General features: G+C 38.4%; 10 protein-coding genes. 2 read left to right on the forward strand and 8 right to left on the reverse strand.

All coding sequences use genetic code 11. From position 1 onward, the window contains the following. Positions 1–254 precede the first annotated feature (254 nt). Both ACFOW1_RS01020 and thrA read right to left on the reverse strand, forming a co-directional pair. Positions 255–1,229 carry a homoserine kinase gene (locus ACFOW1_RS01020; protein WP_379011611.1) on the reverse strand — a complete coding sequence of 325 codons (975 nt, stop codon included), beginning with the start codon at positions 1,227–1,229 and terminating at the stop codon, positions 255–257. 31 nt (positions 1,230–1,260) lie between these two features. Next, positions 1,261–3,708, reverse strand: coding sequence for a bifunctional aspartate kinase/homoserine dehydrogenase I (thrA, locus tag ACFOW1_RS01025; protein ID WP_379011614.1), 2,448 nt, complete (start codon positions 3,706–3,708; stop codon positions 1,261–1,263). A 299-nt stretch (positions 3,709–4,007) separates the two neighbouring features. Here thrA and ACFOW1_RS01030 point away from each other — a divergent pair, with 299 nt between their 5' ends. Next, the gene (locus ACFOW1_RS01030; RefSeq protein WP_379011616.1) at positions 4,008–6,587 is read left to right on the forward strand and encodes a phosphoenolpyruvate carboxylase; all 2,580 of its coding nucleotides are present in this window, start codon (positions 4,008–4,010) and stop codon (positions 6,585–6,587) included. 369 nt (positions 6,588–6,956) lie between these two features. On the opposite strand, the gene ACFOW1_RS01035 is transcribed toward ACFOW1_RS01030, so the two are convergent. From ACFOW1_RS01035 to ACFOW1_RS01060, 6 genes are all read right to left on the reverse strand, one after another. Further along, entirely contained in the window at positions 6,957–7,181 is a 225-nt protein-coding gene (locus ACFOW1_RS01035; RefSeq protein ID WP_379011618.1) for a hypothetical protein, read from the reverse strand. A 168-nt stretch (positions 7,182–7,349) separates the two neighbouring features. Then, the gene (locus tag ACFOW1_RS01040) at positions 7,350–7,727 is read right to left on the reverse strand and encodes a hypothetical protein (RefSeq protein ID WP_379011621.1); all 378 of its coding nucleotides are present in this window, start codon (positions 7,725–7,727) and stop codon (positions 7,350–7,352) included. Positions 7,728–7,827: 100 nt separating this feature from the next. Next, entirely contained in the window at positions 7,828–8,967 is a 1,140-nt protein-coding gene (locus ACFOW1_RS01045) for an NAD(P)/FAD-dependent oxidoreductase (protein ID WP_379011622.1), read from the reverse strand. Further along, positions 8,967–9,659 carry a methyltransferase domain-containing protein gene (locus ACFOW1_RS01050; RefSeq protein ID WP_379011623.1) on the reverse strand — a complete coding sequence of 231 codons (693 nt, stop codon included), beginning with the start codon at positions 9,657–9,659 and terminating at the stop codon, positions 8,967–8,969. The genes ACFOW1_RS01045 and ACFOW1_RS01050 overlap by 1 nt, the downstream gene beginning before the upstream one ends. Further along, a complete protein-coding gene (locus ACFOW1_RS01055; protein ID WP_379011625.1) occupies positions 9,656–10,744 on the reverse strand; it encodes a type III polyketide synthase in 1,089 nt (362 codons plus the stop codon). The genes ACFOW1_RS01050 and ACFOW1_RS01055 overlap by 4 nt, the downstream gene beginning before the upstream one ends. Then, on the reverse strand, positions 10,741–11,601 hold the full coding sequence (locus ACFOW1_RS01060) for a UbiA family prenyltransferase (RefSeq protein ID WP_379011627.1): 861 nt from the start codon (positions 11,599–11,601) through the stop codon (positions 10,741–10,743). Before ACFOW1_RS01060 ends, ACFOW1_RS01055 begins: the two co-directional genes overlap by 4 nt. An 816-nt stretch (positions 11,602–12,417) precedes the next feature. Between ACFOW1_RS01060 and ACFOW1_RS01065 the strand changes: the two genes are divergently transcribed. Continuing rightward, a complete protein-coding gene (locus ACFOW1_RS01065; protein WP_379011629.1) occupies positions 12,418–13,578 on the forward strand; it encodes a glycosyltransferase in 1,161 nt (386 codons plus the stop codon). Positions 13,579–14,123: the final 545 nt, after the last annotated feature.

The following is a 14,123-nucleotide window of genomic DNA, read 5'->3' on the forward strand; positions in this document are numbered from 1 at the left end:
AGCTAGGGTTAGTATCTCAAAAGTTCTTGGCTTTAGCCAAAGTTTTTCTCCATTTATTTTTTTTGTCTAAAGCCAAGTTGTATTTTATGTTTTGTCCCAAGGCTGAAGCCTTGGGTTAGTGTATCGTTCTATGTTTAATAAGGTATCTAACCGTACAAGTGTCCGCCTCAGGCGGAACGATGCTAAATAGTTGTTCAAAAGCTGGTCACACAAAAATTATCTTTAAAATCCTATAAATCCTACAAAATCTAAGTTTAGACGACTTGCTTAACCCCTTCTTGATTGATGGTGGTTAAATGGGTTTGATAATCTAGACCAATGCGGTTATAGACATCTTTCATTACCTCTTCAACTGCTTTAGCGGTTTCGGCATCTTTACTCAACATAAAAATAGAAGGGCCGCTGCCACTAATACCACCACCTAGTGCACCTGCATCTTTGCATTTTTGTTTTACTTCGTTAAAACCAGGAATTAAAATGCTACGAACAGGTTCTATGATAACATCTTCTAAACTACGACCGATTAAATCGTAATCCTGCTGTATAAGACCAGCTACCAAGCCTGCAATATTGCCCCATTGTTTAATGGCATCTTTTAGCAACACATGTTGCTTTAAAATTTGGCGCGCATCGGCTGTGCGAACTTCTATTTGAGGATGTACCACCGTTACGTGTAAAGGCGGCGCATCAATACTGATAATATCTAATGGGAAAATTGAACGAATTAAGGTAACGCCACCGTAAATGGCAGGTGCAATATTATCGGCATGTTTGACACCGCTTGCTACCTTTTCGCCAAACATCGCAAAACGAACCAAATCGCTTTTTGAAAAGCGATTTCCCAACAATATATTAGCGGCCACGACAGGCCCAGCAGCACTAGCCGCACTAGAACCTATACCGCTACCTGGTTTGACCACTTTCTTACTGATGACTGTAAAGCCTTTAACATCAGGGCATTCCTCTAACATTGCCAGCAAAGCCGCACCAGATACATTTATCTCAGGATTGGTTGGCAAGTTAAAATCATCGTCGTTGATGATATGTACGCCCACTTCATCGCTTAATGAAACGGTAAATTCATCAGTAGGATTGTTGAGCGCAAATCCCAATATATCGAAGCCACAAACCACATTAGCTACAGTGGCAGGTGATAGAACAGAGACAGCCCCCTTTCCCCCCGAAAGGGGGTTCAAAGAAGGTTCGTAATACTTTATAAATGTTCTCATTTGTTAGGTTTTTATGTCCCCCCTTTGGGGATTAGGGGGCGGTTACTCTCATAATATCTGCAAAAACGCCACTTGCTGTAACATCTGCACCAGCACCTGCACCTTTTACCACCATTGGTTGCTCAGGGTATCGTTGGGTGTAAAATAATACAATATTGTCTTTGCCATACAAGTGATAGAAATCGCTGTTAGAAGGGATGTGTTGCAAGCCCACAGAAGCTTTGCCATTCTCAAACTGAGCCACAAATTTTAGCTTGCAATTTTTTGCAGCGGCTGCATCATACAAAGCCTTAAAATGTGCTTCATGTTTTTCCATCGCTATATAAAAATCAGCAACGCTACCTTCAAAACATGCTGCTGGTAAAAAACCATTGTTGGTAATGTCTTCCATTTCCATTTTGTTGCCAGCTTCTCTTGCCAAAATCATAATCTTACGCATCACATCAGTGCCACCTAAATCTAAACGTGGATCTGGTTCGGTATAGCCTTCATCTTGTGCTTGTTTTACCACCTGTGCAAATGGTTTGGTGCCATCGTAATTATTAAAAACAAAATTTAAAGTACCTGATAAAACCGCTTGTATTTTATTAATTCTATCGCCACTTTTAATTAAATCATTCAAAGTGCCAATGACTGGCAAACCTGCGCCCACATTGGTTTCGAACAAATAGGGTACGTTGTATTCTTTAGCTAAAGATTTTAAATGTTGATAGTTGGTATATACACTTGAAGCAGCAATTTTATTACAGGCCACTACGGCAATACTTTTTGATAACAATTGCGCATAAACACCTGCCACTTCAGCATTGGCAGTCACGTCTACAAATACGCTGTTACGTAAGTTTTTGGCAATAATACCATCTACAAAGCCTTGCAAACTCATCGTTTCAGCGTTAACCAAAGCATCTTTCCAATGGCTTACATCTATTTCGTTACCATTATCTACAAACAACATTTTTTTGCTAGTTGCAATACCTGTAACACGTACTTGTAAGTTTAAGTTTTGTAACAGATACGCTTGCTGTTGTTGTATTTGATCTATTAATTTACCACCAACATTACCTGCGCCGCAAATAAATACATTTAGTTGTTTGTGTGACGTTTCAAAGAAAGCCTCATGTAAAACATTGACTGCTTTTTTGATATCATTGAATGATACCACTGCCGAAATATTGCGTTCAGAAGAACCTTGTGCAATAGCACGGATATTAATACCATTTCTACCCAAGGCACTAAACATCCTGCCTGCAATACCAGGGTGACTTTTCATTTTATCTCCCACCAAAGCAATAATAGAGAGTTCTTTTTCAACCTTAAGGGGCTCTACTTTTTTGCTCATTAATTCTATCTCGAAAGCATTGTCTACAGCGGCTTTGGCTTTTGCTACATCAACAGTATTTACCGCTACACAAATTGAATGCTCCGATGAACTTTGGGTAATTAAAATCACGTTCACTTGTTCATTGGCCAAAGCTTCAAACAACCTTTTAGAAAAACCTGGGATGCCCACCATGCCACTACCTTCTAGGCTTAATAGCGCTATTTGATTAATGCTAGAAATACCTGTAATTATCTCGCCTTCTTCTGATGGTTTATTCTCAATTAAAGTACCGGCTTCACTTGGAGCAAATGTATTTTTTATCCAAATCGGAATATTTTGATCCATGGCAGGCTGAATCGTAGGTGGATAGATAACCTTAGCGCCAAAATGGGATAATTCCATGGCTTCTCTGTAAGATGTGTGAGGAATCGTTCTTGCATTGGCTACCCAACGAGGGTCAGCCGTCATCATACCAGTGACATCTGTCCAAATTTCTACCGCTTCTGCATGTACAGCCGCTGCATATATCGAAGCGGTATAATCGCTACCACCACGGCCTAAGGTTGTGGTAAAACCATTGCTATCGCTTGCTATAAAACCTGGCGCTATGAATAGGGTATTGCTTGATGCAGCAACAATTGCTTTAATACTTTCGGTAGTAGCTGCAAAATCAACCGCTGCAAAACCAAAATTGCTATTGGTTTTAATGGCTTTTCTACTATCAATCCAACCTATTTTACTACCAGTTGACTGTATATAAAAGTAGATAATTTTTGAAGATAACAGTTCGCCAAAACTGATGATGCGGTCTTTGGTGCGGCCAGATAATTCGCCCAAGCGAAAAACCCCTTCGCAAATATCTTCAAGTTCGTTAAAGCTTTGTTTAACACTGCTAATGCAAGCACTTTGATTATTAATTGGTAACAATGCTTGAACCGTTTCTATATGTCTTTTCTCAAGGTTAAGCAGGGTTTCTTTGTATTGCTCTTTGGCATTTGCAGCATCAGTACCAACTGAAATAAGTAAATCTGTTACCCCACCTAAAGCCGAAACAACGACTATGGTAGATTGGTATTGCGGTTGATTAATAATATTGACTACTTTTTTGATGTTCTCTGCATTGGCTACAGACGAGCCGCCAAATTTTATAACTTTCATTCAATATTTTTTTGAAAAATGAGTGTTGCGAAAAGGTATATTCTTGTAAGATGTAACAGCGTTAAGCCCATGGGGTGATATGACAATTTTCAATCCGCTTTAACGGATCGTCGTAGTAACAATAGATGTGGTAGCAATTGTTGCAATTGCTCTAAAGAAAAACGATATTTTTTGCTGTTTTTTCATGTAAACGCTGCTAAGGTAAGAGATTATACAATAATCGTCAATAATTTTTATTATTTTTATAGCCTCGATTATTGCAGCCATTATTATTAAAACCAAGATTAAACACTATTTCTATGCACAGTGCATCAGGACTGCAACCGTTTAAAAACCTAGTAGGTATTAAATTTCAGCTGTACAATAGCTTATTCGGCTCATTGCCCTTTCATCGAATTGAAAAAACAGGTATTCTCGCTTCGCTCTTATTAGTAAATTGCGAAGAAGGCTATAACAAAAAGCAAAGCCCAGTTGAAATTATCGACGAATTTTTTGCGAAGCAAACCAGTTTTGTAAAAGACGAAGAAAAGGCTGACCAATTATTTCGTTTTGTGCAATACATCGAGCGCCAAGTGGTATTGTTTGACGCCCTTGAAGACGCTGCTTTTACGCAAGTCAACGATATGAATGGCAAGGGGACGCTTAAAAACCTTGAGTTTTTGGTAGACCAAGAACGTGGCGCAGAAGAAGCGCTTGCAAAAAAACTACAAGACTTTAATATTCAGTTGGTACTCACAGCGCATCCCACACAGTTTTATACAGGTGCGGTTTTGGGCATCATCAACGATATTTCTAAAGCGGTTAATACCAACGACGAAACCAATATTTATACCTATCTACAACAGCTAGGTCGTACCCCATTTTTCCAAAAAGCCAAGCCCACACCATACGATGAAGCGATGAGTTTGTTGTGGTATTTAGAAAATATTTTTTACCCAGCTACAGGTAAAATTATTAGCAATCTCAAACGCACTTATCCGGGCATGATACCTGCCGAAAATCCTGTCATCAAGATGGGCTTTTGGCCAGGGGGCGATAGAGATGGCAATCCTTTTGTAACGGCAGAGATTACGGCACAAGTAGCCGATGCCTTACGTATTGGTATTATTCGATGTTACTATTTAGATGTGCGCAGATTAAAACGTCGCTTAACATTTAGAGGTGTCGATGTCTTGTTGAATAATTTAGAAAAAACCTTATACGATCATTTAATTGTTCCAGGCTACCAATCCACGCTTACTAAAAAAGACATTTTAGACGTGATGGAAAAAGTACGCCACTTGTTAATTTATGAGCATAATAACTTATTTATTGAGTGGGCTGAAAACTTCATCAATAAAGTACAAGTGTTTGGGTTGCATTTTGCTTCTTTAGATATCCGTCAGGATAGTAAAATTCATGTTGAAGTCATAGATATTTTGGCGAAGAAAACCAATATATTGCCTAGCAATTATGCTAGCTTAAGTGAGGCCGAAAAAATAGATGCATTATTTGCCATTACCGAACAACCTGACAGCAGTGTGTTAACAGATAGTGTACATATAGACACACTAAAAGTAGTGAGTACCATTAAAGACATTCAAAAAGCCAATGGTGAAGAAGGTTGTAACCGCTATATCATCAGCCAATGTAATAGCGCTCTGAACGTGATAGAAGTATATGGCTTATTGTTGATGGGCGGTTGGAAAGCGGATGCATTAAGTGTAGATATTGTGCCATTGTTTGAAACCATTGATGACTTACAAGCTGCAGCCGACATTATGAAAACCTTGTACGAGCATCCTTTGTATAGCCAGCATTTACAACGGCGTGGCAATAAGCAAACCATTATGGTAGGCTTTAGCGACGGTACAAAAGATGGTGGTTATTTAATGGCCAACTGGAGTATTTATAAAGCCAAAGAAGAACTTTCTGCCATATCTAAAAAATACAACATTGATGTGGTGTTTTTCGATGGTCGTGGTGGTCCGCCAGCGCGCGGTGGTGGTAAAACGCACCAGTTCTACGCTTCTATGGGTAAAAATATTGCCAATAAAGAAATTCAATTGACCATCCAAGGGCAAACAGTAAGTAGCAATTTTGGTACAGTAGATACTGCCCAATTTAACATGGAGCAATTACTGAATGCTGGCTTAAGCAATAATATCACTGCGGCCAATGAAATTACCATCTCTGAAAAATCGGAGGCTTTGGTAAAATCACTTGCCGAGAAAAGCTTTCAAAGCTATATCCAACTAAAAGAACACCCCTATTTTGCTGACTATTTAAGCCATGCGAGTGCTTTGCGATTTTATGCACAAACCAATATTGGAAGCCGCCCAGCTAAGCGCGGCGGTGGTACCAAACTCAGCTTAAAAGACCTCAGAGCCATCCCATTTGTAGGTGCTTGGAGCCAATTAAAACAAAATGTAACAGGCTACTATGGGGTAGGTACAGCCATGCAACAAATAGAAGCAGAAGATAAGTGGGACGAATTAGTATCGCTCTATCGTAAATCACTATTCTTCAAAACCTTGCTAGACAATTGTGAAATGGCCATGCAAAAATGCTTTTTCCCATTAACCGCCTTTTTAAAAGACCACAAACAATATGGTGAAATTTGGAATATGGTGCACGATGAGTATGAACTCACCAAAAAATACCTGTTAAAATTATCTGGTAATACAACATTGATGGAAGATTTTCCTGTTGACCAATTATCGGTACAAATGCGTGAACGCATTGTGTTGCCATTGGTAACCATACAGCAATACGCCATTACCAAAGTGCGCCAATTAGAAGAAGGATTAATTACCAATGCGCCCATAAAAGCCACTTACGAAAAATTGGCCATGCGTTGTAGCTTTGGTATTATCAATGCTGGTCGAAACTCAGCCTAGCATTGGGTTTATCTCAGCGAAATATGGCGCTGTATACTGAAATGTATCAGTGGCGGCGCTTTTTTAGTAGCAGTATCATTAGGAAAATGATGCATTTGACTTAGGTGTTTACCAAAATTGCAGTTGTTGTTTGGAAATGATGAAACGGTAATGCTATCTTAAATTTTTGTCAATATATTTATCCTATATTAGTATGGCAAGCTTTTAGTATAGTAAGGTTTAAATTTTCGGCACATGACTATCCAAACGGTTATTAGCGGCTTTACCATTGTTATGTTTGTGGCAATGCTCGTTATTTTCTTTCTTAAAAAGAAAAGCACCTAAACTTAGGTTCGTTTAAGTGCTTTTATCCGTTATTGCTGTTTGGTATTAAGCTTCTTCTACTGGTGGCAATGGGTTTCTTCTGGTTGGTATTACCATATCTTCTTCATCACTTAGATATACCCAAAAATCGTGTAATTCAAAAATATCGCCAGGCACTTTACTGCCGCCTTCTTCATTTGGTCTATCATAGCTACCCAATAAAGTACCGTGGTATTTTATTTCAGACAATTTTTCAGCGTGGGTAAGTGTTTTAAAGTGTTCAATAGTCATAGTATGTCGGTTGTAATTTGGCGGTAAAAATAGTTAAATTACTAGGTAAAACCACAGCTAAAACACAAGCTTTTCAACAATTTATGCTGAGGCTGTTAATTTTTCTAGGGCGCAGACAATAAAAAACCCGCAATAATTGCGGGCTTTAAAACAGTATTAAGGTAAAAACTACGCTTTCTTTTTAGCGGCTTCTTTGTTTACTTTATAACGCATATCTGGTGTACCATCTTTTTTAAGAGGACCAGCAGGCGCAGCTGGTGCTGCTGCTTTATTGTCTTTAAAGCGTTTATCAGGCGTGCCATCTGCTTTTAGTTTGGTAGCAGCTTCTTTTTTAGCAGGTGCTGCAGGCATTGCAGGTTTAGCAGTTGGTGCTACTACTGTTTTTTTGGGGGCAGGAGCGGCGGCTGTTTTAGCGGCCTCTTTCTTTGCTGGTGCAGCAGCTTCTTTTTTCGCTTCTGGTTTAGCTTTTTCAGCCTTTTTTGGTTGTGCAAAAGATACAGTAGCAAAGCAAGCAAATGCTAACACTGTGGCAAGAATTTTTTTCATATTAGTTGTTTTTTTAGACAACTAATATACAGATATTTTGATAACAAACTAATTTGTAGCATAAAATTTGGCTTAAAAATTAATTTGGAAGTGGTGGGTATTAAAATGGCTGGCCATGCGTGGCTTTAATCAATTTGGTAGACAGCCACTTACTTTGTTGCATGGTTTTTAGAAACAAATACGTTACATAATTGCCACCAAATAGCCTTTGTACCATGCGCCCTATCCATAAGCGTTTACCAAAATGTGCTTTCCATTCGTTGGTAAAATTTTCTTCCATGTCTTTTCTTGAAATATCTTTTTGCAAATAAGCTTGTATTTGGGTAAAGGCTAATTTGCTGCCATGCAAGGCCATACTCATCCCATTGCCACAGAGCGGCGTGATCAAGCCAGCCGCATCACCTACCATCAGCATGTGATTTTCTACTGTAGCCTTAGGGCTGAAACTGATTTGCGAAATGGCTAGTGGCGCTTCGTATAAAAATTCAGCTTGGGTTAATATGTCTTTTAGCTTAGGATTTTTTTGTAAAACAGTGGCTTCCATTTGCTTAATAGACCCATCATTAGCTTTTAAATTATCAGCAGTGGTTAAGTAGCAAAGGCAATAAGTATCGCCCTCAATTTTAGAAATACCACAGTACCCATTTTTAAAATTGTGCAAGGCAATGGTATCTACTGGATGCGCATGTTTAATATGGTACTTAATGCCAATATAGTTGTGTAGCCGACCTTTATTTTGGTTAATAAAGGGGCGTTGTAGTTTTACATCTAGATTACTGCGCTTGCCAAAACTACCCACAGCAACGGTGGCTTTGTGTTGGTGATGGCTGGTACTAATGGCAAACTGTTGGTTGTTAAACACCACATTTTGTACTTTGGTTGCTGTAAAAATATGCACACCTGCTTGTTGCGCTTGCTGGTACAAAATATCATCTAGCATAAATCGACTGATGCCAAAACCACCAAGCGGGAGTGTAAAATGGTATAAATGACCGTAGCTATCTGTAATATGCAAGGTATTAATGATGGGTAATTGTAACGCTTCAATATCCACCCCCATATTTTTTAAAAAATCCTTACTTTCTAAGCTAATATACTCCCCGCAAACCCTATGGAACGGGTAGTGCTCTTTTTCGTAAAGTGCCGTAATAAACCCCGCTCTAGCACATTGGATAGCTAATGTTAAGCCTGCAAGGCCGCCACCAATAATGGCCACATCGTATTTGGTAATTGAGTCCATTAGTGTTGGTAAATGATTAAATAACGAAATGCCCATTGCCAGCTAATGCTAAAAGTTCTAAACCCCGCTTTGGCAAACAAGCGGATCCACTCTTGCTTGGTAAAACCTCTTAATACACTTAATGGCGCATCATTTTTTACGAGGTAAGATTTAGAAAATAGACTGGTAATGGCTTTGATGGCATAATAGGCGATGCTATTACGCTGTAAATCATTGATAAAAAAACCTAGCTTACTATTTGCTTGCATCCATTGTAGCTGTGTAATCAACTGTTCATCAGTAAAATGATGGCAGAATAAACTTGAAAAAATAATATCAGGTTTACTGTCAAAATAAACCAGTTCATAATCGCTTACAATCCAATCCGTGTTGAATTGTAAGGCCGTTTTGGTAGCAGCAAAGTCAATACAAGCCTGCTTGATATCAATACCAGCAAAATGCACTTTAATGTGGTGTTGTTGGCAGTAATTATTGATGGCGATTAAATTATCACCCCCGCCACAGCCTATTTCACACACATGAATTTCTTTCAGGTTGCCAATTAATTGCGCAATTCCTTTTACAGTAATGGCATGCCCCCCAAGCAAAGTATTGATGGTATTCAGTTCTTGCATATTCCTTTTTATGTCTGCAAAAGGAATATCTGGTGCGTCTAGTAATTCAGGTTGATAGGAACGTTGTATAAATGTCATGATTTTGTTGCGATAAAAGTTTCCATGGTAAGGCCAGGGCCAAAAGCGACGCCAAAAATAGTAGCGCCTGTTGCTATTGGCTCATCCATCATGGCTTTTAATACGAATAATATAGTAGGGCTACTCATGTTGCCATAATCTCTTAATACCTGTCTTGAATATTGTAGGTCGCTTGCTGCTAGCTGTAATTTTTGTTCTATCACATCTACAATTTTTCTTCCACCGGGATGCACACACCAATGCGTGATATTATCTTTTTTGAGGTGATTTTGCTGCAAAGCATTGTGTAATAATGTTTCAATATCCTGCTCTATTAATTGTGGTATATAGCCACTAAGCGTCATTAAAAAGCCATTGCTACTGATTTCCCAAGCCATATCTTTTTTACCCTGATAGGCAATTTGTGAATAAAAGTTTTGTAGCGTTAAGTGCTTATCTGTTGTAATGGTATTTGACAATAGAACTGCTGCACTGCCATCTGCAAATAACAAGCTGCTAGCGGCATTGTCAGGTGTAAATGCTTTTTGAAAATGTAGTGTACACAATTCGGTACAAACCACAACCACATTGGCTTTGGTGGTGGTACTATCGCAAATCATTTTGGCTAATTTTAACCCATGAATGGCGGCATAACAACCCATAAAGTTCACTGAAGTACGGAAAATATTAGGCGATAATTGCATGGCTTCAGCCACTTGTAGGTCCAGGCCGGGTGCACTCATACCTGTACAACTAACCGTAATTAAATGCGTGATATCTTGAGGCGTAATAATACCTTCAATGCATTGGGTAATGGCATTTACCGATAATGGCAACGCTGCCGCCTGATAGCGTTGCATGCGCACATCAATACTCGGAAAATCAATGTCTTCTGTTGGTGGTATAAAGGTCCAATCTGCTTTTGGTGCACCATAGTCTGCTACACAGGAATACCGCGTACGAATATGGCTTTGGTGGTACAAAAATGCCAATTTGCGTTTACCTTCCGCATCTAACCCATACATGTTTTGCATAAACTGCAAAATGCTTTCCTGTTGGTGCTGATAACTCGGTACTGCTGTTGCTATAGAAACAATATTTGTCAAAGTTGGTGCATCATTAAAAGTGTAATAAAAGCCAAATTGGTACAAGTACTAGCTAGCCAATTTAACTGCATGGTATGTTTAAAATCGGCTTTTGTGGCATCTTGCCACACCATATTTAGCCATTTACTCACATAAACGATAATTGGCGTAAAAAAGATGAGTAGCAGGGCAAAAACAGCTAATTGATGAATACTTGAAAAATAACTTAACAATAACCCCGCCACAATGCCATACATGGCGCCACAAAATAAAAATGTACCCCTAATACCTAATAAAATACTAATAGTGGTAACGCCGTCGTCGGCATCTTGCCGATGCTGGTACACTTGTGTAATAGGGTAGAAGCCGCCAATTAAAAAAGCAGCTGCTAATGCAGGTTGCCAAGGCATGGTAGTTGTGAGATCACTACTTGCGCCATGATAAACCATAAAAAAAGTGAGTGCCCCTTGGTTAATAATCACCGTTGCAAACCCAATAATGGGGTATTGTTTTAAGCGAATACCTCTATAGCTATACAATCTTGAACAAAGGATATAACAACTATATGCCACAAAAAAGGGAAGGGAAATACAAAATGCTAAGGCCATGCCAAGCACATCCATACCCATACTTACCCAAAATAGTTGTTTGGTAGGTGGCATGGGCTTTTCTACGCCGCCAATACTGGCTTCATCTCTATCCATATAACTATTATAGCCATTGCTAGCAGGGTAGAGCAAAAGATGTAGCAAGCCAAAAATAAGCGCCGCCCTACACCAATTGATATTTGGTACAAAAGACAGAGCAAACCAATACAATGGCATTAAAAAATAAGAAAATGGCAAGCGCAACAATTGCACCGTTGACTTTTGAAGCATGCATAAAACTAAGCCAAATTGTAAAATAGTGGCAATATTGTTTAAGGTAGTGTATGTTGTTATTTTATGATTGGTTTGTATAGCGTTGTTTTTTCAACTGCCTTTAGGGTATCTATAATGGGCGCTATAGAGATAGCTAATGGAGTCAAGAAATCTAGCTCACTAGCCCCTCACTACTGTTTAATTGCAGCGTCTGCTTTTTGAGGCACGCTGTCGGTAGGTCTATTTATATGCTTTGAGTGGCTCAAGATAATATTTGTTGTGTAGCCCTAAATACGCTTGCATACAACTAGCCTACTAGCGCAACAAAAGCTGACAGCTCTATAACTATTCATTCCTTTACAGCTAATTAAAAATAACCAAGCATTCCTAGCCATAAATATGAAAATATGGTTGTTCATGCGCGTTTTTCTGCTTTTCATTGAATGAACTTGCAAGACAACACCTATATAAGTTTTTTTACAAAGAATAATTATTTACTAATCAGTTATTTTAAAATATTAGCTATCAATAGCTTAAACGTGATACATTCCTCAGAAGGAGGTTTGTTTCATAATATCAAATTTCACACTGTTTCTACAGTGGGATTGTTTTATTAATTACCAGATTTTGTATCACTATACCCTAATATTAATCGACAGTGGGATGGGTTTAACTGTATGAAAATAGTTTAATTTAATGGAAATTTAATTTGTGTTTCATATTGCGTAAATTAGTTTTATCATTCTAATGTGTGCTTTCATAAGAATAGAAATAGCAATCCTAATAACTACAACCCTATACCTATTTATGAGAGTTTTACACTGTATTTCAAGCATGAACCCTAAACTCGGGGGCGTATCTCATGCCGTTAATACCTATTCAAAGCATTTGAATCGTTTTAATATTAGTAGCACTATCGTAACGGTAGATCCCCAAAATGTAGATTTCTATGTGGCAGCCAATCTTGTTACGTTAGGACCCTCGTCTCAGTTTTGGCGCTATTCTGCTTTGTACAAGCCATGGCTAGAAAACCATATTTTAGACTATGATATTGTTATGCTACATGGTATTTGGCTCTACCAAGATTATGCTTTGCTGAAAGTTATTAAAAAATACGCCAAAGGCAATAAAAGCGTACCCAAACTATTTGTAATGCCGCATGGTATGCTGGATCCCTACTTTCAGAAAAGCAAAAAAAGACTACTTAAAGCCATTCGAAATTTTATTTATTGGCAGCTGGTGCAAAAACAGGTGATCAATGAGGCGGCATGCGTTTTATACACTTCTAAAGAAGAAATGCTGGCTTCTAGTAAAACTTTTTGGGGCTATAAACCTAAAAAAGTGTTGGATATCGGCTTAGGCGTACCAGAACCGCCCAAAAAAGAACCGACGAACGCTTTTTTGTTACAGCATCCAAATCTTGCTGACACCCGATATCTCTTATTTCTTGGAAGAATAGATATTAAAAAAGGCATTGAGGAATTGCTTGATGCCTATGATTTGGTATATAATAAGTTTTGGGCACAGCGCAAAAATTTACCTAAACTCGTCATTGCTGGTCCAGGTATTGATACCAAGTATGGACAGCTACTCTTAAAACGTGTGGCGCAATCGGCTTGTTTGGTAGACAATATTTATTTTGCTGGTATGCTGTCAGGTGCTGTCAAATGGGGCGCTTTCTACGGGTGTGAAAGCTTTATATCACCCAGTCACCACGAGAGTTTTGGCATCTCGGTGGTGGAGGCTATGGCATGCGAGAAGCCTGTGTTAATTACCAATAAAATAAATATTTATCAAGAGATACTGGATGGCCATTGTGGATTTGTTGAAAATGATAATGTGGCTGGCTGTGTAGAATTGTTAACCAAATGGATGAGTGCCGATGCCATTGAGCGGCAATTAATGTCTGAAAATGCGCTGAAAACCTACCAACAAATATTTAAAGACGAGCAAGCCACTGCTAATCTCTACCATGCACTTGTAAATGAACAGTAGTGTGGCACTTTTTAAATATTATATCAAAGATTAAGATAGATGCATTATCAATTAAACATCCCCAACCAATCTTAAAAACTACTACCTGTAATTGATTAATGTAGTATTGTGTATTATTGAAAATACGTTAGATCATTCTACACCTACTATAGCATGCGGCAACTTTAGATGGTTTAAAATATCGTTACAACAATATATGAATAAGCTAATCGACATATTATTAAAAGCTTGGAATAGGTCTATTAACTACTAATGTATGTTTAATAAGTTGTATATTATTTGTAATAATCCCTAGCCCAAGCCGAGGTATAGCCGAGGTATACCCGAAGTATGGATAGTGTATGGGGAGTGTATGAAATGAACAACCCAGATTTGGCGAAAAAAGCGTTTGTTATTGTGTATTAATTTAATGCGAAACTTGACTACTTTGGCGCTTCTTTTACTTGTCTTCAATAGCACATTTGGTATATAGCAAAGAAAACCGTTGCGCCCTTTGCCTTCTTTGTGGCTTTGCGTGAAACCTACCAATTGTATATTAATTTACA

It is taken from the genome of Parasediminibacterium paludis, from assembly GCF_042651445.1.
Lineage (GTDB): Bacteria > Bacteroidota > Bacteroidia > Chitinophagales > Chitinophagaceae > Parasediminibacterium > Parasediminibacterium paludis.

What these genes read in the sequence shown, in the direction of transcription:
- ACFOW1_RS01020 (WP_379011611.1), bottom strand. Translation starts at nt 1,229, where the DNA reads ATGAGAACATTTATAAAGTATTACGAACCTTCTTTGAACCCCCTTTCG.
- thrA (WP_379011614.1), bottom strand. Translation starts at nt 3,708, where the DNA reads ATGAAAGTTATAAAATTTGGCGGCTCGTCTGTAGCCAATGCAGAGAAC.
- ACFOW1_RS01030 (WP_379011616.1), top strand. Translation starts at nt 4,008, where the DNA reads ATGCACAGTGCATCAGGACTGCAACCGTTTAAAAACCTAGTAGGTATT.
- ACFOW1_RS01035 (WP_379011618.1), bottom strand. Translation starts at nt 7,181, where the DNA reads ATGACTATTGAACACTTTAAAACACTTACCCACGCTGAAAAATTGTCT.
- ACFOW1_RS01040 (WP_379011621.1), bottom strand. Translation starts at nt 7,727, where the DNA reads ATGAAAAAAATTCTTGCCACAGTGTTAGCATTTGCTTGCTTTGCTACT.
- ACFOW1_RS01045 (WP_379011622.1), bottom strand. Translation starts at nt 8,967, where the DNA reads ATGGACTCAATTACCAAATACGATGTGGCCATTATTGGTGGCGGCCTT.
- ACFOW1_RS01050 (WP_379011623.1), bottom strand. Translation starts at nt 9,659, where the DNA reads ATGACATTTATACAACGTTCCTATCAACCTGAATTACTAGACGCACCA.
- ACFOW1_RS01060 (WP_379011627.1), bottom strand. Translation starts at nt 11,601, where the DNA reads ATGCTTCAAAAGTCAACGGTGCAATTGTTGCGCTTGCCATTTTCTTAT.
- ACFOW1_RS01065 (WP_379011629.1), top strand. Translation starts at nt 12,418, where the DNA reads ATGAACCCTAAACTCGGGGGCGTATCTCATGCCGTTAATACCTATTCA.